Origin of the sequence: Planococcus salinarum (genome assembly GCF_007004625.1) — a bacterium.
Lineage (GTDB): Bacteria > Bacillota > Bacilli > Bacillales_A > Planococcaceae > Planococcus > Planococcus salinarum.
Window position 1 is genome coordinate 31,001 of the sequence record NZ_VIFV01000010.1, and the last position, 24,279, is coordinate 55,279.

At 46.2% G+C, this 24,279-nt stretch carries 28 protein-coding genes; 22 read left to right on the forward strand and 6 right to left on the reverse strand.

Going from position 1 to position 24,279, the window contains the following annotated elements; all coding sequences use genetic code 11:
* Positions 1 to 8: 8 nt before the first annotated feature.
* The 5 genes from DIJ65_RS07675 to DIJ65_RS07695 all read left to right on the forward strand — a co-directional run bounded on the left by DIJ65_RS07675 (position 9) and on the right by DIJ65_RS07695 (position 4,173).
* On the forward strand, positions 9 to 1,673 hold the full coding sequence (locus DIJ65_RS07675) for a glycerol-3-phosphate dehydrogenase/oxidase (protein WP_071152250.1): 1,665 nt from the start codon (positions 9 to 11) through the stop codon (positions 1,671 to 1,673).
* Positions 1,670 to 2,590 carry an alpha/beta fold hydrolase gene (locus DIJ65_RS07680; protein ID WP_071152249.1) on the forward strand — a complete coding sequence of 307 codons (921 nt, stop codon included), beginning with the start codon at positions 1,670 to 1,672 and terminating at the stop codon, positions 2,588 to 2,590. Before DIJ65_RS07675 ends, DIJ65_RS07680 begins: the two co-directional genes overlap by 4 nt.
* Complete coding sequence (miaA, locus tag DIJ65_RS07685) at positions 2,583 to 3,539, forward strand: tRNA (adenosine(37)-N6)-dimethylallyltransferase MiaA (protein ID WP_071152248.1); 957 nt, start codon at positions 2,583 to 2,585, stop codon at positions 3,537 to 3,539. Before DIJ65_RS07680 ends, miaA begins: the two co-directional genes overlap by 8 nt.
* A 10-nt stretch (positions 3,540 to 3,549) precedes the next feature.
* The gene (hfq, locus tag DIJ65_RS07690; RefSeq protein ID WP_033544068.1) at positions 3,550 to 3,774 is read left to right on the forward strand and encodes an RNA chaperone Hfq; all 225 of its coding nucleotides are present in this window, start codon (positions 3,550 to 3,552) and stop codon (positions 3,772 to 3,774) included.
* Positions 3,775 to 3,873: 99 nt separating this feature from the next.
* A complete protein-coding gene (locus DIJ65_RS07695; protein WP_071152247.1) occupies positions 3,874 to 4,173 on the forward strand; it encodes a rhodanese-like domain-containing protein in 300 nt (99 codons plus the stop codon).
* A gap of 50 nt (positions 4,174 to 4,223) precedes the next feature.
* On the opposite strand, the gene DIJ65_RS07700 is transcribed toward DIJ65_RS07695, so the two are convergent.
* The gene (locus DIJ65_RS07700; protein ID WP_071152246.1) at positions 4,224 to 4,829 is read right to left on the reverse strand and encodes a trimeric intracellular cation channel family protein; all 606 of its coding nucleotides are present in this window, start codon (positions 4,827 to 4,829) and stop codon (positions 4,224 to 4,226) included.
* Positions 4,830 to 4,935: 106 nt separating this feature from the next.
* Here DIJ65_RS07700 and DIJ65_RS07705 point away from each other — a divergent pair, with 106 nt between their 5' ends.
* The 6 genes from DIJ65_RS07705 to DIJ65_RS07730 all read left to right on the forward strand — a co-directional run bounded on the left by DIJ65_RS07705 (position 4,936) and on the right by DIJ65_RS07730 (position 9,846).
* Positions 4,936 to 6,168 (forward strand): methionine gamma-lyase family protein, encoded by a 1,233-nt coding sequence (locus tag DIJ65_RS07705; RefSeq protein WP_071152245.1) that lies wholly within the window; start codon positions 4,936 to 4,938, stop codon positions 6,166 to 6,168.
* 100 nt (positions 6,169 to 6,268) lie between these two features.
* Positions 6,269 to 6,652, forward strand: coding sequence for a MerR family transcriptional regulator (locus tag DIJ65_RS07710; RefSeq protein WP_071152251.1), 384 nt, complete (start codon positions 6,269 to 6,271; stop codon positions 6,650 to 6,652).
* Between the two features lie 39 nt (positions 6,653 to 6,691).
* The gene (gene glnA, locus DIJ65_RS07715; RefSeq protein WP_117300851.1) at positions 6,692 to 8,026 is read left to right on the forward strand and encodes a type I glutamate--ammonia ligase; all 1,335 of its coding nucleotides are present in this window, start codon (positions 6,692 to 6,694) and stop codon (positions 8,024 to 8,026) included.
* 368 nt (positions 8,027 to 8,394) lie between these two features.
* Entirely contained in the window at positions 8,395 to 8,595 is a 201-nt protein-coding gene (locus DIJ65_RS07720) for a hypothetical protein (protein ID WP_117300853.1), read from the forward strand.
* Positions 8,596 to 8,764: 169 nt separating this feature from the next.
* Positions 8,765 to 8,959: a hypothetical protein gene (locus DIJ65_RS07725; RefSeq protein WP_117300855.1), complete on the forward strand. Its 195-nt coding sequence runs from the start codon at positions 8,765 to 8,767 to the stop codon at positions 8,957 to 8,959.
* A gap of 140 nt (positions 8,960 to 9,099) precedes the next feature.
* Positions 9,100 to 9,846, forward strand: coding sequence for a class I SAM-dependent methyltransferase (locus DIJ65_RS07730; protein ID WP_117300857.1), 747 nt, complete (start codon positions 9,100 to 9,102; stop codon positions 9,844 to 9,846).
* An 85-nt stretch (positions 9,847 to 9,931) separates the two neighbouring features.
* Here the strand turns inward: DIJ65_RS07730 and lexA are convergent, their stop codons facing one another.
* On the reverse strand, positions 9,932 to 10,552 hold the full coding sequence (gene lexA / locus DIJ65_RS07735) for a transcriptional repressor LexA (RefSeq protein WP_117300859.1): 621 nt from the start codon (positions 10,550 to 10,552) through the stop codon (positions 9,932 to 9,934).
* A 164-nt stretch (positions 10,553 to 10,716) separates the two neighbouring features.
* Between lexA and yneA the strand changes: the two genes are divergently transcribed.
* From yneA to DIJ65_RS07760, 5 genes are all read left to right on the forward strand, one after another.
* Positions 10,717 to 11,034 (forward strand): cell division suppressor protein YneA, encoded by a 318-nt coding sequence (gene yneA / locus DIJ65_RS07740; RefSeq protein ID WP_117300861.1) that lies wholly within the window; start codon positions 10,717 to 10,719, stop codon positions 11,032 to 11,034.
* On the forward strand, positions 11,031 to 11,684 hold the full coding sequence (locus DIJ65_RS07745; protein ID WP_117300862.1) for a YneB family resolvase-like protein: 654 nt from the start codon (positions 11,031 to 11,033) through the stop codon (positions 11,682 to 11,684). The genes yneA and DIJ65_RS07745 overlap by 4 nt, the downstream gene beginning before the upstream one ends.
* Before the next feature lie 57 nt (positions 11,685 to 11,741).
* Positions 11,742 to 11,975: a DUF896 domain-containing protein gene (locus tag DIJ65_RS07750; protein ID WP_117300864.1), complete on the forward strand. Its 234-nt coding sequence runs from the start codon at positions 11,742 to 11,744 to the stop codon at positions 11,973 to 11,975.
* Positions 11,976 to 12,062: 87 nt separating this feature from the next.
* On the forward strand, positions 12,063 to 14,063 hold the full coding sequence (gene tkt, locus DIJ65_RS07755) for a transketolase (protein ID WP_117300866.1): 2,001 nt from the start codon (positions 12,063 to 12,065) through the stop codon (positions 14,061 to 14,063).
* 123 nt (positions 14,064 to 14,186) lie between these two features.
* Positions 14,187 to 14,429, forward strand: a complete 243-nt coding sequence (locus DIJ65_RS07760; protein ID WP_117300868.1) for a YneF family protein — start codon at positions 14,187 to 14,189, stop codon at positions 14,427 to 14,429.
* An 85-nt stretch (positions 14,430 to 14,514) separates the two neighbouring features.
* Here the strand turns inward: DIJ65_RS07760 and DIJ65_RS07765 are convergent, their stop codons facing one another.
* Both DIJ65_RS07765 and DIJ65_RS07770 read right to left on the reverse strand, forming a co-directional pair.
* A complete protein-coding gene (locus DIJ65_RS07765; RefSeq protein ID WP_117300870.1) occupies positions 14,515 to 15,513 on the reverse strand; it encodes an alpha/beta hydrolase in 999 nt (332 codons plus the stop codon).
* 13 nt (positions 15,514 to 15,526) lie between these two features.
* Positions 15,527 to 16,426: a hydroxymethylglutaryl-CoA lyase gene (locus DIJ65_RS07770; protein WP_117300871.1), complete on the reverse strand. Its 900-nt coding sequence runs from the start codon at positions 16,424 to 16,426 to the stop codon at positions 15,527 to 15,529.
* 79 nt (positions 16,427 to 16,505) lie between these two features.
* Here DIJ65_RS07770 and DIJ65_RS07775 point away from each other — a divergent pair, with 79 nt between their 5' ends.
* From DIJ65_RS07775 to guaC, 3 genes are all read left to right on the forward strand, one after another.
* Positions 16,506 to 17,690, forward strand: coding sequence for an acetyl-CoA C-acetyltransferase (locus DIJ65_RS07775; RefSeq protein ID WP_117300873.1), 1,185 nt, complete (start codon positions 16,506 to 16,508; stop codon positions 17,688 to 17,690).
* Between the two features lie 13 nt (positions 17,691 to 17,703).
* Positions 17,704 to 17,913: a DUF3886 domain-containing protein gene (locus tag DIJ65_RS07780; RefSeq protein ID WP_117300875.1), complete on the forward strand. Its 210-nt coding sequence runs from the start codon at positions 17,704 to 17,706 to the stop codon at positions 17,911 to 17,913.
* 169 nt (positions 17,914 to 18,082) lie between these two features.
* Positions 18,083 to 19,066, forward strand: a complete 984-nt coding sequence (gene guaC, locus DIJ65_RS07785; protein WP_117300877.1) for a GMP reductase — start codon at positions 18,083 to 18,085, stop codon at positions 19,064 to 19,066.
* A 129-nt stretch (positions 19,067 to 19,195) separates the two neighbouring features.
* Here guaC and DIJ65_RS07790 read toward each other — a convergent pair whose 3' ends face one another.
* Complete coding sequence (locus DIJ65_RS07790; protein WP_117300879.1) at positions 19,196 to 20,653, reverse strand: UDP-N-acetylmuramoyl-L-alanyl-D-glutamate--2,6-diaminopimelate ligase; 1,458 nt, start codon at positions 20,651 to 20,653, stop codon at positions 19,196 to 19,198.
* 308 nt (positions 20,654 to 20,961) lie between these two features.
* Positions 20,962 to 21,864 (reverse strand): aldo/keto reductase, encoded by a 903-nt coding sequence (locus DIJ65_RS07795; RefSeq protein WP_117300880.1) that lies wholly within the window; start codon positions 21,862 to 21,864, stop codon positions 20,962 to 20,964.
* Positions 21,865 to 21,945: 81 nt separating this feature from the next.
* Here DIJ65_RS07795 and DIJ65_RS07800 point away from each other — a divergent pair, with 81 nt between their 5' ends.
* The 3 genes from DIJ65_RS07800 to xerD all read left to right on the forward strand — a co-directional run bounded on the left by DIJ65_RS07800 (position 21,946) and on the right by xerD (position 24,206).
* Complete coding sequence (locus tag DIJ65_RS07800; RefSeq protein ID WP_117300882.1) at positions 21,946 to 22,506, forward strand: NUDIX hydrolase; 561 nt, start codon at positions 21,946 to 21,948, stop codon at positions 22,504 to 22,506.
* 95 nt (positions 22,507 to 22,601) lie between these two features.
* Positions 22,602 to 23,066 carry a ferric iron uptake transcriptional regulator gene (fur, locus tag DIJ65_RS07805; RefSeq protein ID WP_117300884.1) on the forward strand — a complete coding sequence of 155 codons (465 nt, stop codon included), beginning with the start codon at positions 22,602 to 22,604 and terminating at the stop codon, positions 23,064 to 23,066.
* Positions 23,067 to 23,303: 237 nt separating this feature from the next.
* Positions 23,304 to 24,206 carry a site-specific tyrosine recombinase XerD gene (xerD, locus tag DIJ65_RS07810; RefSeq protein ID WP_117300886.1) on the forward strand — a complete coding sequence of 301 codons (903 nt, stop codon included), beginning with the start codon at positions 23,304 to 23,306 and terminating at the stop codon, positions 24,204 to 24,206.
* Positions 24,207 to 24,279 lie beyond the last annotated feature (73 nt).

Sequence of the window (24,279 nt, forward strand, 5' to 3'; positions counted from 1 at the left end):
TGAAGTATATGTTTTCTTCAAAAATGCGCGAGCAAAAGCTTGAAGATTTGCTGAAGTATCAATTCGACCTGGTGGTGATCGGTGGCGGCATCACAGGAGCAGGAATAGCACTCGACGCAGTTTCCCGTGGATTGTCGGTTGCTTTAATAGAGAAAAACGATTTTGCATCCGGCACTTCCAGTAAATCCACCAAACTGATACACGGGGGACTGCGCTATCTCAAGCAATTTGAAGTGAAGATGGTGCGTGATGTGGGCCGCGAGAGGGAAGTGGTCTATGAAAATGCGGTTCATGTGACCGAACCTCAGTGGATGCTGCTGCCTTTCCATAAAGGGGGAACATTCGGCCCCTTTACCACTTCGGTAGGATTGCGCGTTTATGATTACCTGGCAGGGGTCAAAAAAGGGGAACGGCGCAAAATGCTGAGTGCTGCCGAAGTATTGGAAAAGGAACCTCTATTAAAAAATGAAGGGTTGCAGGGTGGCGGCTACTATGTTGAATACAGGACCGACGATGCCAGGCTGACCTTGGAAATCCTGAAAAAGGCTGCTGAATTGGGCGCGCTCTGCCTTAATTATGTGAAAGCGGAAGATTTCCTTTACACGAACGGCAAAGTAAGCGGAGTCGAAGCGACATGTGGCGTCACCGGCAAAAAAATGAATATCGCCGGCAGAAAAGTTGTAAATGCGGCAGGTCCGTGGGTGGATGAAATCCGCGATATCGATTCGACAGCTGCCGATAAACAAATACGCCTGACAAAGGGTGTGCATATTGTAGTTGACCGCAAAACCTTTCCGCTTGGACAGCCGGTTTACTATGATGCTCCAGATGGCAGGATGATATTCGCCATTCCGCGAGACGATAAAGCATATATAGGAACGACTGATACTTTTTACGAAGGTGATCCTTCGGATGCTGCTGCAACGGAAGACGATGTTTCCTATCTGTTGGCCGCAATCAGCCATATGTTCCCTTCAGTGAAACCAGTGAAGGAACATGTGGAATCGACCTGGGCAGGTGTCAGGCCGCTGGTATATGAAGAAGGGAAAAACCCTTCGGAAATTTCGAGGAAAGACGAAGTTTGGGAATCTGAAAACGGTCTGATCTCCATAGCGGGCGGTAAGTTGACCGGCTACCGTAAAATGGCGGAAGCGATCATTGACCGGGTCACGAAGTCTCTGGAAAAAGAGGGAGACAAAAAGTTCGGCAAATCGGTGACGAAAACACTGCCTTTGTCCGGAGGTGATTTCGGAGGGTCGAAAAATTTTGCGCGCTTTGTAAACAGCATGGCCCTTCAGTCGCAACAATTCGGGTTGACTCCGGAAGAAGGACGGATGTTCGCGCAATTTTTCGGCACGAACGCCGGCAGAGTCTTCGAGTTTTATGAGAAGCGTTCTGCGAATTCAAAACCGGGCAGCCTGCCAGCTGTCCTTGCTGCAGTCGTTGAATATGCAGTAATTGAAGAAATGGCGCAGACGCCAAGTGACTTTTTCATCAGAAGAACAGGCGATCTCTATTTCCATATGGAAGATGTTCTCCGCTTCAAAGACCAGGTGCTGGAATTTATGGCGGAATTGCTCGATTACAGCGAGCTGCAAAAAGAAACCTATCGCCGGGAACTGCTCGAAGAAATCGACAAAGCGACAAGGTTTGGAAAGGGAGTGCCGCTATGAAAGTAACAAAAAATTTCATCAGAGCTTCAGACGGGCATGAAATCTATTATGAAGTGTACGAACCTGAAAATGCGAGCTCCCACATCCATCTCATACACGGGATGGCAGAACATATAGCCCGCTACGAAGAGTTCATATTCTACCTGACATCCCGGGGCTTTACCGTATCGGGCCATGACCAAAGAGGGCACGGGCGAACATCCGAACGAAACGGCGTTCAAGGTTTTCTTGCAGAAGAAAACGGCTTTGACCGGGTTGTCGAGGATGTAAGGGAAGTCATCGGGGAAGTGCAGCAGCAAATCGGTGAACTTCCGCTGGTGCTGTTCGGCCACAGCATGGGATCATTTGTCGGGCGTCGCTATATTCAACTTTACAGTGACAGTATTGAACGGGCATTGTTCTCGGGAACCGGTGAAGATCCGGGGGGCTCCGGAAAAGCAGGAATCCAGCTGGCAAAGACAAGTGGGAAAATAAATGGAAAGTCAGCTAAAAGCCAAGCGATCAGCTCGCTGGTTTTTGGTCCGTTCATCAAGGATTTCAAGGAGGAAGGTTCGGCATTTGCATGGCTCAGCAGTGATTCCTCGGAAGTTGCAAAATATGAAGCAGACCCGATGAGCGGATTTGTCGCCACCAATCAGTTCTTTGTCGACCTTTTCACGGGGATGCTGCTCGTTAATAAAGAAAGAGAAGTAGCCAAAATCAGAAAAGATCTCCCGATATTGCTGATCAGTGGATCAGATGACCCTGTGGGCCATAAAGGAAAAGACCTTTTCAGTGCAGCCAGGCAATATAAACAGGCCGGCATCGAAGAAGTGAAGGTTTACCTCGGAGAAGGGGCGCGCCACGAATTGCTTCACGAAGTGGATAAGGAACGTTATTTCTCCGTCATGGGAGATTGGATGGCTGGAGATGATTGATGTGTTGGCCATTGTCGGACCGACTGCTTCCGGCAAAACCGCCCTCAGCATCGATTTGGCAAAAAAATTCAACGGAGAAATCATCAACGGGGATTCGATGCAGATTTATCGCGAAATGTCGATTGGCACTGCAAAGGTGAAGCCCGAAGAAATGAGTGGCGTGACGCATCACCTGCTGGACATCAAAGATCCGGCAGAACCATTTTCGGTAGCGGAATACCAGCAGCTTGTGCGCAGCAAGATAAAAGAAATTTCCAGTGCCGGAAAATTACCGATCATTGTCGGCGGTGCAGGCCTCTATATTCAGGCAGTGCTGTTCGATTACCGTTTTTCCGAATCACAGGTTGACGAAAAGTTGCGAAATAAGCTCTACGCGGAGTTGGAAAGATACGGTCCGGAGCATATGCACAAAAAGCTGACCGAACTGGATCCTGATATCGATATTCATCCCAATAACACCCGGAGAGTGCTGCGAGCACTGGAAATCAGGCTTGGAAGTGAAGAGCAAGTGGACAGGAGCCTGGCTCTCGAGCCGATGTATAACGAACTGATCATCGGCATCGATATGCCCCGCCCCATCCTTTATGAACGCATCGACCGCAGAGTCGATGCAATGATGCAAGAAGGGCTTCTGGATGAAGTGGAAATGCTCCACAAACGCGGATTAAGGGAAGCGCAATCGATAAAGGCCATCGGCTATAAGGAAATCTATGCATATTTTGATCATAAAATGGATCTCGGCCCTGCGACAAAATTGCTTAAAAAGAATTCGCGGAATTATGCCAAGCGCCAACTAACTTATTTCCGGAACAAATTGCCGGTGTATTGGATTGACGGCCAAAGGAATTTAAAGGAAAATATTGAAGAAATTCAAATGATCATGCAGGAAAACGACCGCAGTCGTCGAATTAGGTTAATTGGTGAACAAAAACTAGATCAGGGGAAATAGGGGGAATTTCATGAAACCAGTAAATATCCAAGACGTTTATTTAAATCAGCTGCGTAAAAACAATATTTTTGTTACTGTCTTTTTACTAAACGGCTTCCAATTGAAAGGAACCATAAAATCCTATGATAATTTTACGGTACTGGTCGAGACAGATGGCAAGCAGCAACTTATCTACAAACATGCAATTTCCACATTCTCACCCGCGAAAGCGGTCTCGATTGAACACCAGGAATAATGTTGAACCGGCCGCATCGTTGGCCGGTTTTTCCGTTGACAGCAAGAATTTTTCCATATAGGATTTTGTTGTAACCAATAAATACGGAGGTGGATTTTTATGAAAACGATTACGACTGAGGAATTGCAGAAACGTGTGGAAGCAGGCGAACAATTGAATATCATAGATGTGCGTGAAGAGGAAGAAGTGTCAGCTGGCATGATTCCGGGTGCAAAGCATATCCCATTGGGAGAAATTGACAGCCGCGTAGGGGATTTTTCAAAAGGACAGCCTTATTATATGGTCTGCCGTTCAGGTGCCCGAAGCGGAAGAGCAAGTGCTTTTCTGAATGACCAGGGAATTGATGCTACCAATGTAGAAGGCGGCATGTTGAGCTGGAACGGAGAGACAAGAGCCTGAAATTTTGATGGTGCATGAAAAACCGACCGGAACTGATTCCGGTCGGTTTTTTAAAATGCGGTGATTTTTCTCGATGGCAGACGCCATTTGTAAGTATAGGATAAAATCCGCAAACCCGTGATGGCCGCAAACAATACATACAGATAGAAATCATTTCGGATGATGTCGACACTGATGAGCAATCCAGCCATTGCTGCCCAGACAGCATAGATTTCCGCTTTCAAAACCAGGGGCTTTCTGCCGGCCAGCATATCACGTATGATACCGCCGCCGGAGCCGGTCAGCACTGCTGCCACGACAACGGCGTAGACTGGAAGATCCAGTTCCACTGCGAACAGTGCACCCTGGACGGCAAATGCCGACAGGCCGATGGCATCAAAGAAATGGCCCCATCGGTTCCATTGCCCGAGCAGCCGGTGAGGGAAAAGAAAGACCAGTGTAATCGATACCAATGCCAACTGAAACATCATTTCCTGTTCCCATAGATTTGAAACGGGAACACCGATCAGCAGGTTGCGAACCGCGCCTCCACCGAATGCCGTCACTACGCCAAGAAGGTAGACACCGAAAATATCATATTCTTCTTCCATAGCGATAATTGCACCCGAAATTGCAAAAGCGATGGTACCGATTGCACTTAATACTTCCCAAGCCATTCTGTTCCCTCCCGGAATCTTCAACTCTAAGAATTGTAGCAGAGTTTGACGCAATTTCAAGGGCGTGACAATAATAGAAGGAATAAATAAAAGAACGGAGAAAAATATGCTTAATTCCATTCGAATAATAGAAGAGAAAATCCGTCCACAATTGCAGGAGGCGGATGAAACAGCATTTCTGAACCAGCAAAAAGTGCTGGCGGCATTCCACAGCCAGAAGGTAAGCGATCATCATTTCAATCCCTCCACCGGCTATGGCTATGATGACGAAGGAAGGGATACATTGGAAAGAGTCTATGCAGACGTATTCAGAGCGGAAGCCGCGCTTGTCCGTGCACAGATCATTTCCGGAACACACGCCATCACCATATCCTTGTTCGGTGTCCTGCGTCCAGGTGACGAACTTTTATACATAACCGGCAAACCTTATGACACATTGGAGTCGATTGTCAGTGGCGGCGGCAAGGATACCGGCTCATTGGAGGATTTCGGCATCAGTTATCGCCACATCGATTTGACCGGAGCCAATGGAATCGACTGGGATGAGGTCGGAAGCGCAATCAGCGAAAAGACCAAAGTCATTGCCATTCAGCGCTCCAGGGGATATGATACACGCCCTTCATTTACGGTGGATGAAATTGAAGAAATGATAACAAGAATTCGCATACTGAAAAGGAATGCCATTGTTTTTGTCGACAATTGTTACGGAGAATTCGTCGAGGAGCGGGAGCCGATTGAAGCGGGAGCAGACCTGATCGCCGGTTCCCTCATCAAAAATCCTGGCGGAGGGATGGCGAAAATCGGAGGCTACATAGCCGGAAGACGTGATTTGGTCGAAAAATGCGCTTACCGCATGACATCTCCGGGTATAGGAGGAGAGGCAGGAGCATCACTCAATACATTACCGGATATGTATCAGGGGTTCTTCATGGCACCGCATATCGTTTCGCAGGCTTTAAAAGGGGCAGTATTCACCGCTGCACTCCTGGAAAAGGAAGGGATGAAGACCACTCCTCATTACAGCGATAAACGGACAGACCTGATTCAGTCAGTGTCGTTTGAAAACGCGGCACAGATGATTGCATTTTGCCGTACAATCCAGGCAAGCAGCCCCGTTAACGCCCAATTTTTGCCGGAAGCCGCTTATATGCCCGGTTATGAGGACGATGTCATCATGGCTGCAGGGACATTCGTTCAGGGCTCAAGCATCGAATTGACTGCGGATGGACCGATTCGGCCGCCTTATACTGCATTCATACAGGGCGGGCTGACTTATGAACATGTAAAGATTGCAGTGATGACTTCAGTGGAATATTTAAAGAAAAATAATCTGATTTAATTCCTTTTAATTTTCATGTTATATTTTCTGACATTCATTTGACAGGAAACCTAACGCGTTATATACTTATAAATGAAGTATGAGTTAAAGGATGAGCATTATGACGAATCGCGTACGACGGACTATGCCGATCCTGCCGATCAGCATAGTGATGCAACTTACAGAATTATCGGCCCGTCAAATCCGTTACTATGAAGAAAACGGATTAATAAGCCCAGCCCGGACAGAAGGAAACAAACGGATGTTTTCGCTGAATGATGTCGACGTCCTCTTCGAAATCAAGGATTTCTTGGATCAGGGGCTTAATATTGCAGGCATCAAGAAAATGTTTGAACTGAAAAATCAGCCGACGAACGTTATGGCTGAACCGAAAAATCTCAGTGATGATGAACTGCGGAGAATTTTCCGTGAAGAAATGATGACTGGGAAACTGAATGACAGACATGGACTTAGACAAGGTGATCTATCCCGGTTCTATCATTAGGATTGGGTTTTATAAAACTTATAGGAGAGTGAAGAGAGCATGGGCAAGTATTCAAAAGAAGACATTCAAAGGTTAGTAAAAGAAGAGGATGTAAACTTTATCCGCCTTCAATTCACCGATATTCTTGGAATTATTAAAAACGTTGAAATCCCAACTTCGCAGCTTGAAAAAGCACTGGACAATAAAATGATGTTCGACGGATCGTCAATCGACGGATTTGTGCGAATCGAAGAATCAGATATGTATCTGTTTCCCGATCTTGATACATGGGTTGTATTCCCTTGGATTACAGGGAAAGGGAAAGTGGCTCGTTTAATCTGTGACATCTATAATGCGGATGGAACTCCATTCGCCGGAGATCCACGCACTAACTTGAAGCGGGTTCTGAAAGAAATGGAAGAGCTTGGATTCACACACTTCAATTTGGGGCCTGAGCCGGAATTCTTCCTGTTCAAACTTGACGAAAGAGGAGAACCTTCTCTTGAACTGAATGACCATGGCGGATACTTTGACCTTGCACCAATGGATCTTGGTGAAAACTGCCGTCGCGACATCGTTTTGGAACTGGAAGAAATGGGCTTTGAAATTGAAGCTTCCCACCACGAAGTGGCACCGGGCCAGCACGAAATCGATTTTAAATACGCAGACGCGATCAAAGCTTGTGACGATATCCAGACATTCAAATTGGTTGTTAAAACGATTGCAAGAAAACACGGTCTTCATGCTACATTCATGCCGAAACCGTTATTCGGTGTAAATGGTTCCGGTATGCATATGAACGTTTCATTGTTCAACGGCAAGGAAAATGCTTTTCTTGATGAAGACGGCGACATGAAGCTAAGTGAAACAGCATTTCACTTCATGGCAGGAATCCTTGAGCACGCACAAGGTTTCACCGCTGTAACGAATCCAACAGTGAACTCTTATAAACGTTTGGTGCCTGGATATGAAGCACCATGCTACGTAGCATGGTCGGGACAGAACCGCAGTCCGCTTATCCGTATTCCAGCTTCACGCGGACTTTCGACTCGCGTTGAAGTAAGATCTGTCGATCCTGCTGCTAATCCTTACCTTGCAATGGCTGTTCTGCTTGGTGCTGGACTTGACGGGATCAAACGTAAATTGACTCCGCCAAAACCAGTTGACCGCAACATCTATGCGATGAACAAAAAAGAGCGTCAAGCTGTAGGTATCGAAGATTTACCAGGCACTTTGTATGCAGCATTGCAGGAATTGCAGGCAGATGAAGTGATGATCGAATCTCTTGGTGAACACATTCTTAAGAACTTTGTGGAAGCGAAGGAAATCGAATGGGATATGTTCAGAACTTCTGTCCACCCATGGGAACGCGAACAGTATTTGAAAATGTATTAAGAGAGAAAAGCGTTGGGGCCTGGGCCTCAACGCTTTTTTTGGGTATCTAACCCCGGAACGTGGCAAGAGCGATAAAGGAAACGCCGGTTTCTTTCTATACATCTTCTTTATATAGGGGAACAATCTGATGGAGACGGTAACTCACAGGCAGAAACTACCTGATTTGCCAGCCGGTCAAGAGGAAGCGGTACCGCAGCCCAGATTCGAATGAATCGAAAGAAGTTTAGAATGAATATTATAATAGTGATATATAAATTTATGGTTAGTAAATTTATATTGGGGTATAAACAAATAAGGCTTCAATTTAATAACTCGTACTGAATTTTCTTTGGTATTTTTTCAAGGAGGATTTTGTGGGAGGTGATTAAATGGCCAAAATACAAGGTGTTGAAAATTTGCTGGTTTACTTGGATTCAGTGGGTTACCCACTGTCAGAACAGCAGATCAATGAGTTTCTATTGGCTAGAAAGATTCCTCATAGCAAACCGTTTGGCAAATTGATCGTATTTGATCGCTCCCACATTGAATGGTGGGTGGCAATGCAACGGAAAAATGATTCATTAACTTAACATGCTTTGTGCGCAAAACTCCGTACCCGCCTGAAATTTAGGGCAGTACCGGAGTTTTTGTGTGCAAGAGAAATGCTGGGCCCATATTTTCTTCGAAATTCGGTCTGCTTGAATAATTATGCTAAACTGGAAGTGAGAGATGGAAACAGTCTACAGGGAGGGGAATTGCATGAAAACATTTCAGGTCGAGTTCTATTTTGATCAGGGCAATACATTGACACATTATGTGAAAGCTACAAGCAAAGAATCTGCCTTGAGCAGCATACCGACAAACGGCACTTATGAATTCCAAAATGGAGAGAACAGAAACAATTACCGGATCACGGTCAACCTGGTCAAATATATTATCGTTTCAGAATTATAATCACATCAGCAAGACGAATTACTGTGAAAAAAAGCGCTGCAAGTTGCAGCGCTTTTTTGCGGCGGAATTTTCATATGCATACTGAATTGCCCGGCAGAAAGGTGTTTGTAACTAGGATCAGGTAGACGAGGGGGAGAAGCATGGATTATAAAGGATCAAGTGTGTATGAGGAACGGGATTTTTTGGAGAACTTCCTGAAACGGCGTTCGCGTAAAGACAGTCCGAACAATGCTATTGAAGGTCCGGCGATTGATTTGTTACTGGCATCAGTCGAAGGGGCTGATATCCTAGATCTGGGCTGCGGAGACGGGACGTACGGCAATGAATTGCTTGCCAGGGGAGCGGGCTCTTATACCGGAGTGGAAGGTGCTGCTGCAATGGTGGAGCTGGCGGCCAGTCGTTTGCTAAGTCCAAAAGGCGCAGTAATCCATTCCAGTTTGGAGAACTTTGAATATCCGGCAAACAGGTATGATGTTGTGCTGTCGCGAATGGTCATTCATTACATCGACAACATTGAAAAGTTGTTTGCCTCCATCAGCCAAACGATGAAGAAAGAGGGGAAATTCGTCTTCAGTGTCCAGCACCCGCTGATAACTGCATCTTTTGCAAGCAAAATCGATGGTGATAAGAGGGGAAACTGGCTTGTGGATGATTACTTTATACAGGGCGAACGGCAGGAACCCTGGATTGGAAAAACAGTTGTGAAATATCATCGGAGCATTGAAACGTATTTCGGTGCTTTGAGTTCTGCCGGATTTATGGTGGAAGCCCTGCAGGAAGGGCAACCGAAGCCGGAGAATTTTGCTGACAGCGGGGAATTCGAACGGCGAACACGGATTCCGGTAGTGCTGATCTTTTCTTGCCGCATAGCCGAGGATGGCCAATAGAGAGGAACTGCGCAATGCTGCAAAACCCATATGAAATGCAAAGAGCCCAGCGGAAATTTTCCTCTGGGCTCTTTTATATTTGGAATCAGTGTATTTGACGGTACACGCCGACAACTTTACCCAGAATGGATACCGAGTCAACGATGATAGGGTCCATGGAAGAGTTTTCAGGTTGGAGCCGGAAATAGTTCTCTTCCCGGAAAAAGCGTTTGACAGTTGCTTCATCTTCCTCGGTCATCGCAACGACAATATCTCCGTTATTGGCTGTCTGCTGCTGTTTGACGATAACGTAATCGCCATTCAGAATGCCAGCTTCAATCATACTTTCACCCATGATTTCAAGCATGAAGATATGGTCATCTTCTGTGCCGTAGCTTTGTGGGAGGGGAAAATACTCCTCAACATTTTCAATGGCCGTAATCGGCTGGCCAGCCGTTACTTTACCGATAAGCGGCACATGCAGAACCGGACTTTTGTCGATTAAGGCTTCATCAGTGGAAATGACTTCGATGGCTCTTGGCTTGGTAGGGTCACGTCTGATCAGGCCTTTGCTCTCCAAACGGGCCAGGTGGCCGTGGACAGTAGAACTGGAAGCCAGCCCAACTGCTTCTCCGATTTCGCGTACGGAAGGTGGATAACCCTTTTCACGCACTTCATCTTTAATGAAAGTCAGAATGTCTTCTTGGCGTTTTGATACTTTTTTCAACAGTTTCACCTCTTTGGGTTAAAATTCATATTTTCTAATTTAATTATATCAACTTGGTTAATGAAATGCAAACATAGGTTCGAATTTTCGGTTGACAAAAACACTTGTTCGCATTAATATAAGAACATACATTCCGAACACACATTCCAGGAGGCGGTTATTTTATGGCTTATATCCAGAAAAACACATTTGTATTGCTATTTTTCTTTCTTGTATTGATCCTTTCATTTTATTACGTCCTCTCCCATAATAGTGAACAGGTACATATGGTCCAGCTGAAAATTGAGCAGGGAGATACCCTTTGGACATTGGCCGACGAATACAGCGGGAATATGCCGCATCATGAATGGATTGATGAAATTATGAAAGAAAACAGCTTGACGGCCCCGGTGATCACAGCCGGCCAGACTCTCAAGATACCGGAAGGGCAGCTTGATTTTGCCCCCGACCACGATCTTAAACTGGCGAGTGATTCCGAATGAAGAAGAAAGCTTTCATTTATTGCCGGGTCAGCACTGAAAAAGAGACGCAGGAAACCTCACTGGACCGCCAGGAAGAAGAGCTGATGAAATTCGCTTTCGATCAGGGCTATCTGGTGGAACAGGTCTTCCACGATCAGCACAGCGGCTATGAAATGGACAGGGACGGGTTGCTGGAAATGCTCAACAGCATCAAGACCGAAAAATTGGATGCGGTATTTGTGCAGGACGAAACGCGGCTCGGCCGCGGCCATGCCCGGATTGCGCTGCTGCATGTCATGAATAAATATGGCGTCGCCGTCTACACATTGTCCGATAAAGGGCAAATCGCGTTGAATGACATGGACGACATGGTGCTGGAGATCCTGGCCATCGTTGAAGAGTACCAGCGCAAAATACATAATGCCAAGATAAAACGCGGGATGAGACGTGCTGTGGAAAATGGCTACAAACCCGAGAAAAATCTCAAGGGGAAGGGAAATCCGCAGGGGCGGGAGCGGCTTGAGCTGCCGTTGGACCAAATAGTCAACCTGAAGGCCAATGGATTAACTTTCCACGAAATCGCCGTGACACTTGAGGGCTTCGGCTACAAAGCCAGTAAAGCTACAGTACACCGCAGATACAGAGAGTTCCAGAAACTGTCCCAAAACTAAATTCTTGCACTTGCCTTTCAATTTTTATACCATATGAAAGTAGAAAGGCGGATGTATATGTTAGTACCTGATAAAATGAACCGAATAAATGAACTTGCGAAAAAATCCAAGACTGCCGGTTTATCCGTTGAGGAAGCCAGGGAGCAAAGCTCTTTGAGGCAGGAGTATTTGGAGACATTCCGCAAGACGATGCGGGGCACAATTGAAAATGTTACTGTCATTGATCCAAACGGAGATGATGTTACTCCGGAAAAGGTCAAAAATAGCCGGGAGAATAAGTATTTGAATTAATACTTATTCTCTTTTTCGTTGTATTCTTTTCTATTGTTGACTAAACTAGAAAAGGAGAAAATTTTTTGTATCAGAGAGGATGTTACGATGTCGAACCATACAGATCAACTTGCAGTAACTACTATTCGCACACTTTCCATCGATGCGATTGAAAAAGCGAATTCCGGTCATCCCGGATTGCCTATGGGCGCAGCACCAATGGCTTATACCTTGTGGACCAAGCACATGAATCATAATCCGAAAAACCCGGATTGGTTCAACCGTGACCGATTTGTATTGTCGGCGGGCCACGGCTCGATGCTTCTATACAGTTTGCTTCATTTGAGCGGTTACGGACTTGAAATGGACGAAATCAAGAATTTCCGTCAATGGGATTCCAAAACTCCGGGTCATCCGGAATACCACCACACAACAGGAGTGGAAGCGACAACCGGACCGCTTGGACAGGGTATCGGTATGGCAGTCGGCATGGCTATGGCTGAAAAACACCTCGCAGCAACATATAATAAAGACAATATGGATATCGTCGATCACCACACTTTCGCTCTTTGCGGAGATGGAGATCTGATGGAAGGTGTCGCAGGCGAAGCGATTTCACTTGCAGGCCATCTGAAACTGGATAAACTGGTAATTCTTTATGACAGCAACGATATATCGCTTGATGGCGACCTCAGCATGAGTTTTTCCGAAGATATCCGGAAACGCTTTGAATCATACGGATGGAATTATCTGCGTGTTGAAGACGGCAATGAATTGGATGATCTGTCAGCGAAGATTGCAGCTGCCAAATCAAATTCAGACAAACCGACTTTGATCGAAGTGAAAACCGTCATCGGCTACGGCGCACCGAACAAATCCGGTAAAGCGGACGCGCACGGTGCACCTCTGGGTGAAGACGAGATGAAACTGGTCAAGGAAGCTTATGAATGGACGTTTGATAAAGATTTCCACGTGCCGGAAGAAGTCTATGAAACTTTCCAACAGGCGACAGAAGAGCTTGGCGGCAAAGCGGAAGCTGAATGGAACAAACTTTTCGAACAATACGAATCCGAGCATCCGGAATTGGCCGAGCAGCTGAAAGCCGCGATTCGCGGAGATCTTCCTGAAGGCTATGATGCTGAATTCCCGGAATACGAAGTAGGCAAAAAGCAGGCAACTCGCGCTTCATCAGGTGATATGGTCAATGCAATTGCCAAAACCGTCCCTTCATTCTTTGGAGGAAGTGCGGATCTTGCCGGTTCAAACAAAACAAATATCAAAGGCGGCGGAGATTTCGACGCAGAAAATGCGGCTGGCCGCAATATCTGGTTCGGCGTACGCGAATTCGCAATGGGAACTGCTTTGAATGGCATGGCCCTTCATGGAGGCTTGCATGTGTTCGGCGGTACGTTCTTCGTATTCAGCGATTATGCGCGTCCGGCAATTCGTTTGTCGGCACTGATGGGCTTGCCGGTTACGTACGTCTTTACCCATGACAGTGTTGCTGTTGGTGAAGATGGACCAACACATGAACCTGTTGAACATTTGGCATCTCTTCGTGCTATGCCGAACTTGAATGTAATCCGCCCGGCTGATGCCAACGAAACCAAACAAGCCTGGAAATTGGCGCTTACAGCAAAATCACACCCTACTTTATTGGTGCTTTCACGTCAGGACCTGCCAGTGCTTGAACAGACAGGCGAGCTTGCAGCAACAGGAGTGGAAAAAGGTGCTTATGTCGTATCAGGTGTTGAAAATCCGCAGGCGATTTTACTTGCTACCGGTTCTGAAGTGAGTTTGGCCGTTGAAGCTCAAAAGCAGTTGGCTGAAGAGAATATTTCAGTATCTGTGGTTTCCATGCCATCATGGGACCGTTTTGAGAAGCAGGATAAAGAATACAAACAATCAGTAATTCCTCCGACAGTGAAAAAACGCCTTGCCATTGAAATGGGATCATCGTTCGGATGGGACCGCTACATTGGAGAAGAAGGCGATATTCTTGCGATTGACCGATTTGGAGCAAGTGCTCCCGGCCAGCGCGTCATGGAAGAATTCGGATTTACACCGGATAATGTAGCAGCAAAAGTTAAGAAATTGATCAACGGTTAATTTTTGGCGGGAGCGAACTTGCTCCCGTTTTTCTTTTTTCTTATTATGGTCAGTGCGCCTGTTTTATAGTATAATTTTTTGGGTGCACTATTATATTTAAGCAACACGAGGGAGGTAATAAATTTGGATACATGGATCTGGATCACAATCGTTATTTTCGCTTTGCTCGCAGGTGTTGCTCTTGGATTCTTCATCGCACGCCGTTACATGATGAAGTATTTGCAGGACAATCCACCGATTAACGAAGAAATGTTACGCATCATGATGATGCAAATGGGACAAAAACCATCTCAGAAAAAAATCAATCAAATGATGGCTCAAATGAATAAAGCGTCTACTAAGCCTGGGAAACCGGCTAAAAAATAAAAAGCACTCAGCTGAGTGCTTTTTTTATATGCTTTATTAAAAAATAATATTATTATGTAATCTTGAAGGTGGTCAAATGACACCTTCAAGATTTTTCTTCTTTTTCGGGTTCTTTCTTTTCAGCGGGAAACAGCAGTGCAGATGCATATTCAGTCTCCACTGGCGGTAGGATTCCATGCTGCTTCAGGAAATCCCTCACTGTTTTTTTGTATTCCAGCGGGTTTTCATTGAAAGACTGGGCGTGTCCGCCTTTTTCAAATAATTTCAATGCTTTCGGCCCGTGCTTCAGTCTGTGCATATCGATGCTCATTTCAGGAAGCACGAAGTCATCAGGCAGGCTGTGGATGAACAAAACGGGTTTGTTTATCGATTTAACCGCATCGCGCGGCGTTACAGTGCTGATGTGATACCCTTCGCGCAGTTTCATGAAAACACCGGCAAGTTTTAATGCCAAAGGCGTTTTCATGGAGGTAGTGGTCTGCATGACATGCCGAATCTGCTCTGATATATCCGAATAGCCGCAATCGGAAATATAGAAAGCGGCGTCATCCCGCATCCCCGCATAAAGCAAAGTTGTTGCGGCGCCCATCGACTCTCCGTGAATGCCGAATACCAGCTCGGGTCCGATATGTTCCTTCAGCACGTCCACTACCACCTTGAGGTCCATCTTCTCGAAATGGCCAAAGCTGGTGGTTTTGCCGCCGGTGTCCCCATGGCGGCGGTGATCGTATACCACTGAGTTGAATCCGAGCTCTTCAAACATCCGTGCATATTTGAACGAATTGACTTTTGTTTCCGTCACCCCGTGGCAGATGACAGCATAGTATTTGGTATCATGCGGTTCAAGGAAAATAGCGTGGACTTTATAACCGTTTTCGGACTGGATCCAATGCTCTTCTTTATTTACATTGGCATACCATACTTCGTCATAGCGTTTGGCCGAGGTTTCGCGCTCCAGTATCAGATCTTCATCCTTTTTCTTTACATACATAAGCCGGTTGCTTGCGATGATGCCAACCGCGGTTGCCCATAATGTGAAAATCCCTGAGACAGCGGCTGAGATTTGGAGGATGCGTTTTCTCATGGCCAGTACTCCTTTACGCTCGGTTTTTGTATAGCGTATACATTCCCGTATTTATCGGATTTGACACATGCGGTTCTATTTTATCTATCGCTTTATAAAGCTCTTCCAAATCAATCCCTGTCCGGATATCCATCCTGTGCAGCATATTTACGACATCTTCCGTTGCGACGTTGCCTGTGGCTCCGGGTGCAAACGGGCAGCCGCCAAGTCCGCCGGCTGATGTGTCAAAACGGTCGACACCTGCCTGCAGCGCAGCGAAAATATTTGCCAGCGCCATTTTTCTGGTGTCATGGAAATGGGCAGTAATCAATGTACCAGGGAATGTTTCTATCAATTGATGAAACAATCCATAGCTTTCGGCAGGATTTGCCATGCCGATTGTGTCAGCGACACTCAATTCATCGACACCCCAATCGACGAATTGACGGCATAGGCTGATGGTATCTTCCGGTTTGATTGCGCCCTCAAATGGACAATAAAATGCAGTTGAAATACAAGCCCTTATAAAGACATCGTCTTCTTTCAATTGCAGGATCAGTGGCTTTAACGCTTCCATGCTTTCTGCTGTAGATTTATTGATATTTTTCTTATTGAAAGAATCTGATACACCGACAAAAACAGCAAGTGCATCGGCACCGGCTTCACGGGCCGCGTTGATTCCGCGCTCATTGGGTGTCAGCACGAACTGGCGGCCGGCCTTTTTGGTTTCGGTTACGATTTCTTTTGAATCCCCCATCTGTGGCACCCATTTCGGTGATACAAAAGAGGTCAGTTCCATTTCTTCCACCCCCGCAAGCTGAAGACCTGCGATGAATTGCAATTTATCTTCAGTTGTAACAAGCTGCTTTTCATTTTGCAGGCCGTCACGCGGTCCAACCTCGATAATCGTTACTTTTTTTGGTAAACTTAACATAGTATCCCCCCTGATTCCATTGTATCGATGCGGGGGATAAAAGAGCAACAGTTTCAATCAAACAAGGGGGAAATGTAAAATGTCACATGAAATCGTAATCGTAAGTGCAGTTCGAACAGCAGTAGGATCGTTTCAAGGGAGCCTGAAAGATGTACCCGCCACTCAATTGGGTGCAATTGTCATAAAGGAAGCGGTAAACCGAGCCGGACTGAAACCGGAACAAGTATCTGAAGTCATCATGGGGAACGTTCTGCAGGCAGGCTTGGGACAAAATCCCGCGCGCCAGGCAGCCATCAATGCAGGCTTGCCGGAAACGGTTCCATCCATGACCATCAATAAGGTTTGCGGATCCGGCTTGAAGTCGATTCACCTTGCATATCAGGCGATTTTCGCCGGAGACGCTGAGATCGTGGTAGCAGGCGGCATGGAGAACATGAGCCGCGCACCTTACCTTCTTGAAAATGCACGCGACGGATTCCGGATGGGTGACCAGAAAGTTGTCGACAGCATGATTTCAGATGGTTTGACGTGTGCCTTCAACGATTATCATATGGGCAATACGGCTGAAAACCTTTGCGACATGTACGGGATTTCGAGAGAAGAGCAGGATAAATTCTCTGCACGTTCACAGGCGCGCGCCGCAGCGGCAGTAGAAGCCGGCAAGTTCCAGGATGAAATCATTCCTGTGGAAATTCCTCAGCGCAAAGGGGATCCGATCATCTTTGCAGTTGATGAATATATCAAAGCTTCCTCCACGGAAGAAAAATTGGGCAAGCTGCGTCCGGCATTCAAAAAAGACGGCAGTGTCACAGCGGGCAATGCTTCCGGGATCAACGACGGCGCAGCGGCGGTGGTCGTGATGACAAAAGCGAAAGCGGACGAATTGGGGCTGACTCCGCTTGCGACAATCGCGGCAAACGGCAATGCGGGTGTGGATCCGGCGATTATGGGGATCGGACCGGTCCAAGCCGTGAAAAATGCATTGGCGAAAGCGCAAATGTCACTCGAAGACATCGAATTGATCGAAGCGAACGAAGCTTTTGCGGCACAGTCGATTGCAGTCGATCGTGAGTTGAAGTTCAATCACGATATCCTGAATGTCAACGGCGGCGCAATTGCAATCGGACATCCAATCGGGGCAAGCGGAACACGCATATTTGTTACCTTGCTGCACGAAATGCAGAAACGTGACGCAAAAACAGGTTTGGCCACATTGTGCATTGGCGGCGGCCAGGGTGTGGCAACGATCGTCAAACGTCCGTAAGGAGAGGATTTCAATGGCAAAAAAAGAAGAACAGAACAATGGCTTATTCAATGAAGACGTCCTCGCGAAACTGAAAGACACCAAAAAAGCCTTGCAGGCCGAAGAGCAAGAGCGCAGGGAAGAGGAAGAGGCGAAACGCATTTTTGAGCGCAAACAGCGTGAGAAGAATATGTCCTTCGCCGAAATGTTGGATAAACACGATAATCAAGGCAGTAAATTTTAAGGAAAGAGCAACCCGGATATGCGAATGCATATCCGGGTTTTTCTTGCTGTAAAAAAGTTTCTGACGGAATGATAGTTTTTGACTTGGGAGAGAGATTGGGTTACATTATAAATTGGCGAACAATCAATGGTGATTTAAAATATAATGTTCGTATATAGGAGTGTTAATGATGGAAAATGTATTTGATTATGAAGATATTCAGTTAGTTCCTGCAAAAGCGATAGTAAACAGCCGGTCCGAATGTGACACGTCAGTGGTATTCGGAGGCCGCACTTTCAGGCTGCCGGTCGTCCCTGCCAATATGCAGACGATCATCGATGAAAAGACTGCCCTGTACCTTGCGGAAAATGATTATTTCTATATTCTCCATAGATTTAAACCTGAAGAACGTATCAGCTTTATCAAAGACATGCACAGCCGCAATCTTTTTGCCTCCATCAGTGTAGGCGTCAAAGAAGAGGAATATATTTTTATAAACCAATTGGCGGAAGCAGGATTGACGCCGGAATACATTACCATCGATGTGGCACATGGACATTCCGATGCGGTCATCAATATGATCAAACATATCAAAAAGGTGGTGCCGCAAAGCTTCCTGATCGCCGGCAACGTCGGGACACCGGAAGCTGTCAGGGAGTTGGAGAATGCTGGTGCCGATGCCACGAAGGTCGGGATAGGACCGGGGAAAGTGTGCATTACAAAGATTAAAACCGGATTCGGTACCGGCGGATGGCAGCTGGCTGCGGTAAGGTTGTGTTCAAAAGCGGCAAGCAAGCCGATTATTGCTGATGGCGGAATCCGTACCCATGGCGATATTGCGAAATCCGTCCGCTTTGGTGCATCGATGGTGATGATCGGTTCCCTGTTTGCGGGACATGAAGAATCACCGGGTGAAACTGTCGAACGCGATGGCGTATTGTATAAAGAATATTTCGGATCAGCTTCCGAATTTCAAAAAGGCGAAAAGAAAAATGTTGAAGGCAAAAAAATGTTTGTCGAATACAGAGGCGCATTGCAGGATACATTGACCGAAATGGAACAGGATCTGCAGTCGTCCATTTCCTATGCGGGCGGCGACAAACTGGATGCCATCCGTCATGTGGATTATGTGATTGTGAAAAGTTCCATCTTCAATGGCGACAGAGTGTATTAAGAAACGTACAGAAGCGGCAATTTGAATCGAAGTCGCAACAAAGCCGGCACCGAGAGCGAAACAAGGCTCTCGGCGCCGGCTTTTAATATGTCTGTCATTTAATTGTATCCCAAAGTACGGAAACAGAATTTATTCAGATTCTGCCAACTCCATCATATAGCGGACGGTTTCCTTGTCAGAGCCGGTCGGGAGCTGGAACTCATGGCTGTATTTTTCATGGCCCTTACCGGTGATGACCACCCAGTCGCCTTCTGAACTTTCATTGATGGCTTTCTGAATGGCTGTTGTACGGTCCATCTCGACCGCCCCTTTATCATTTCCGTAACGATCAGCGAGCTCAGAAGATAACGTTTGCATCTCTTCAGCAGAAACCGAATTCAAGTCATCGGTCGTAAGGATGAAGTGGTCACTGAGCCGTGAACTGATTTCAATCATTTCCTTGCGCTTGGTGGTGTCGCGGTCTCCGCGGAAGCCGAATATGTGGATGATCCTTTTTGCACCGGATTCTTTTGCTGTTGTCAGACAATGGTAAACAGCATCAGGCGTATGGGCATAATCGACAATTACAACAGCGCCATTTGGAGTTTTTGAAGTTTCAAATCTTCCTTCCACCCCCTGGAAATTCTTAATGGTGCGGAGCGCATCCTCTTTCTCTACGCCTATAGAAGTCGCGGTTGCATAAGCCATTATGGAATTATACATATTGTGGATGCCGGCCATTGGTGAATGGATGATGGTCTGTTCCGGATCTTCGAGATGGACAGTGGAATCCGCCATATCAAGGGAACGGATCCGCAACCGGCTGTCAGGTGTGCGCCCGATGCTGCAGACATTAAAGCCTCTCTGCAGGAGATTGCGGTTGAGTTTTGTGCCCCACTCATCGTCTATGTTGATAATTGCTGTGCCTGCGGGCTTCAGGTGATCGAACAGGATGGATTTGGCTGCGAAATAACTTTCCATCGAGCCGTGGTAATCGAGGTGTTCATGATGCAGATTGGTGAACAGACACACATCGAATTCGATTCCTTCAATTCTATGCTGCGTCAGGCCATGGGAAGAAACTTCCATGACCACGGCCGAATCATTGCTCAAAGACAGCAATTGCTGAAGAACAAGAGCGCTGGGAGTAGTATTTGCTGATTTGATGGAAGCTCCATTTACGATATTCTGAATGGTGCCCATCACAGCGCAGGAAATGCCATTCTGCTCCAGCAGATGCTTGATCAGATAACTTGTAGTTGTCTTGCCGTTCGTACCTGTAATGCCGATCATTATTTTTCGGCTGGCCGGATCCCCGTAAAAATTCTTGGCGAGAATCCCGAGTGCGATTCGGGTGTTTGCCACTTGCAGATAGGGAACAGGCAGCCCATCCATTTCTTGTTCACCAATAACCATTGAGGCTCCTTGTTCGATGGCATGTACGATATGATTATGGCCGTCTTCCTTGAAGCCCTTTATGGCAATGAAAATAAACCCCTCTTTGACCTCCTGGGAGCTGTCAGCTAAGCCTTGTATGCCAAGGTCAAATAAATTTTCTTCTATGCTGTTTTGGAGTGTCAGTCCTTGTAAAAGGTGAGTTAGTTTCATTTATATGCTGACCTTTCTATCAGTGGATTTTGTCACTCAGCTTTTCTCAGGTGAGTTGAAGATATAAAGCTTGTATGTATAGATGTATACACGTCCTGACAGAAGATGAAGATTCCTATTAGTATTACACCACGCATCCCTCTGGAAACCAAGTAACTTTAGAACTAGTGCTTTTCTATTTAACGGATAATTCTTACTATTCAGTCTATTATAACCGAAGCACAATTACAATTGAAAGCTGGTATTTTCTTCGTTTTTTCCTTTAAAATTGACCCCAGTGGAAAGGGGAGGCTATGAATCTCCCCATTTCAAGTCCGGTGCTGGGTATATTGGGATTTTTTTGTAATCTTTTTTGCTGTATTGATCTTTTCGGTGGAAACGGCAATATGATAGGCGGCAATCGTTTCCCGGATCTGGTCGGGTGAACTGGCACCGGCGACAACGGAGGCTACAGCGTTGTGCTGTAGGACAGAATGGATAGCCAGGGCATTCAAATTACCTTCGATTGCCAATAAATCTGTCAGCACCTTTTGTAGTTCGTTGGAATTGTAATCCATATAGCCGTCATGATTCTTTGCCCGTGCAAGGCCATCGGTCGTCAATAAACCTTTTGCGAAAGTGCCCCGTGTTACTACGGATCTTCCCGCATCATCGATTCTGTCCAGAAGCTCTTCTGGCCGGCGGTCAAGAAGGCTGTATTGCATCATAATTGAAACGATGGCACTCCTTTCAAGGAAACGGTTGATGACATTGGGGCGTATTGACGAGATGGCATATTCGCGGATCAGCCCCTCTTTTTTCAACGACTCGAAAGCTTCGATCGCTTCTTCTGACGAATCTGTGATCATTCCTCCATGGAGCTGATATAAGTCGATCCAATCAGTATTCAGGCGTCGCAGGCTTTCATGGACTTGGGACACGATATAGGATTTTGACGGATTCCATTTTACTTCATCGGAATCCTCTTGCCATTGATTGCCTACTTTTGTCGCTAAGATGATATCTTTTCGCCGGTTGCCCAGCGAACGGCCGACAATTTCCTCGTTCATTCCTTTGCCGTAGAGATCGGCCGTATCAAAATAATTGATGCCTCCGTCAAGCGCTTCATCGACGATGGCTTTTGCTTCTGGCAGATTGTTCGGCAAAGACATGCAGCCGAGGGCGACTTCGCTTACTTCCAGTGAACTGTTGCCCAGTTGCTTGCGTTTCATCTGTTTCACCCCGTTTTAGAATGTTGTTCTTCCTATGGTATACTTTGCGGTAGAAAAATCACAAACGAAAAGAGGCTCTTTATGAAAAAATTCGAAGAAAAGACAATCAGTTCGGAGCGCATATACGAAGGGAAAATCATTAACTTGAAAGTCGATGAAGTAAGTTTGCCAAACGGACATACCTCAAAACGCGAGTTGATCGAACATCCCGGTGCTGTTGCTATAGTCGCCATCACCGCGGAGAAGAAGATAATAATGGTCGAACAATACCGTAAAGCACTTGAGCGTTCAATCATTGAAGTGCCGGCAGGAAAGCTCGAAAAGGGGGAAGACCCGGAAACTACGGCTATGCGGGAACTCGAGGAGGAAACGGGCTATACAGCGGCTTCACTCCAGCTGATCCAATCGTTTTCCACTTCTCCCGGCTTTGCGGACGAAGTGGTTCACTTATTTTTTGCTGAAGGGCTCAGTAAATCCCAATCAGGCGCTGTTACCGATGAAGATGAATTTGTCGAACTCATGGAAGTGACGGTGGAAGAAGCCGAGCAAATGATGCAGGATAACCGGATTTATGACGCGAAAACCGCTTTCGCCGTTCTGTGGGCAAAACAACGATTGTCAAATGAGAATCAGAGGGGTTAGCACATTATAATCATTATAATTTAAACGCGGCGTGTATCCTTGTAATTGAGAACGGACCTTTGATATAATGAAAGCAGTTTGAGGGAGGGCGTCGCATGGAAACCAGGATTGACCGGATTAAAAAGCAATTACACGCTGCGAGCTACAAGTTGACGCCACAGCGCGAAGCGACCGTACGAGTATTGCTAGACCATGAAGAGGATCATCTGAGTGCAGAAGACGTCTATCTGTTAGTAAAGGATATTGCACCGGAAATCGGACTGGCAACAGTTTATCGGACCTTGGAGTTATTGACTGAATTAAAAATTGTCGACAAAATAAATTTCGGTGACGGAGTCTCGCGTTTCGACCTCCGTCAAGAAGGCGCCGCCCATTTTCATCATCATCTCGTGTGCCTCGAATGCGGTGCAGTGGATGAAATACAGGAAGATTTGCTGGAAGATGTAGAAGGTGTAGTGGAAAAACGCTGGAATTTTCAAATTAAAGACCACCGTCTTACTTTCCATGGCATCTGCTGGCGCTGCCATGACCGCAGCTCACAAGATTCACCGGAAAAATGAGGCGACAGAAAGTAACGGCCATTAATGGCCGTTTTTTTTGTTTTTATTCAATTTGAATTAAAGAATCAGTTTTCATATATACTGCTTTGCGCCAAAGCCGGCGCCTGCAATGCAGACAGAGACAGGAGCACAAGTTTTGGGAAGTCGAACTGTTTTGCAGAATATCGGCTGCTGTAGATCATGAGTTCGGCTAATATAACTTCTATGACCAAGCAAACAACAAAGGAGGCGGAGAAGATGAAATACGCGAAAGATGCTCTGGATGATTATATGCAATTTCTCCGAGTGGAACGGCAGTTGGCAGCCAATACTTTATTATCCTACGAACGCGACCTGAAAAGTTATGTGCAATACCTGAAAGAAGTTGAACAATTGGACTCGCTGCGCAATGTGGAACGGATACATATATTGAATCATCTCAGCCACCTGAAAGAGACGACGATGTCATCGAGGACGGTGGCACGGCACATTTCTTCCATACGGTCGTTCCACCAGTTCCTGATAAGGGAACGGATTGTCGACAAAGATCCGACTGTGCATCTTGAAATGCCACAGATGGACAAGAAATTGCCGAATGTGCTGTCGATAGAAGAAGTGGAAGCTCTGATTGAGGCACCTGATACTTCCAAAGCGAATGGCAAAAGAGACCAGGCCATGCTTGAATTGTTATATGCCAGCGGAATGCGTGTCAGCGAATGCATCAATTTGGATATGGAGGATGTCAACCTCACGATGGGCTTTGTGCGCTGTTTCGGAAAAGGCGGCAAAGAGCGCATTATTCCTCTCGGAAAATCAGCACTGGGTGCCTGCAAAGATTATTTAGCCGGTCCAAGAAGCGAGCTGGAAAAAACCGGAGTTACGACAGATGCTTTATTCATCAACCAAAGGGGTAAAAGACTTACGAGGCAGGGATTTTGGAAATTGCTGAAACAACATGCCCAAAAAGCGGGAATACAAAAAGAATTGACGCCGCATACATTAAGGCATTCCTTTGCGACCCATCTGATTGAGAATGGCGCAGATCTCCGGGCAGTCCAGGAAATGCTGGGCCATGCAGACATTTCGACAACGCAGATCTACACTCATGTCAGCAAAACAAGATTGAAAGATGTTTATTCACAATTTCATCCTAGAGCATAAAATAGGTCAGACATCTGACATTTTAAAGTTTTGTGGTAAAATAGCAAGGTAAATAAGGTAAACAAGGAGGGTG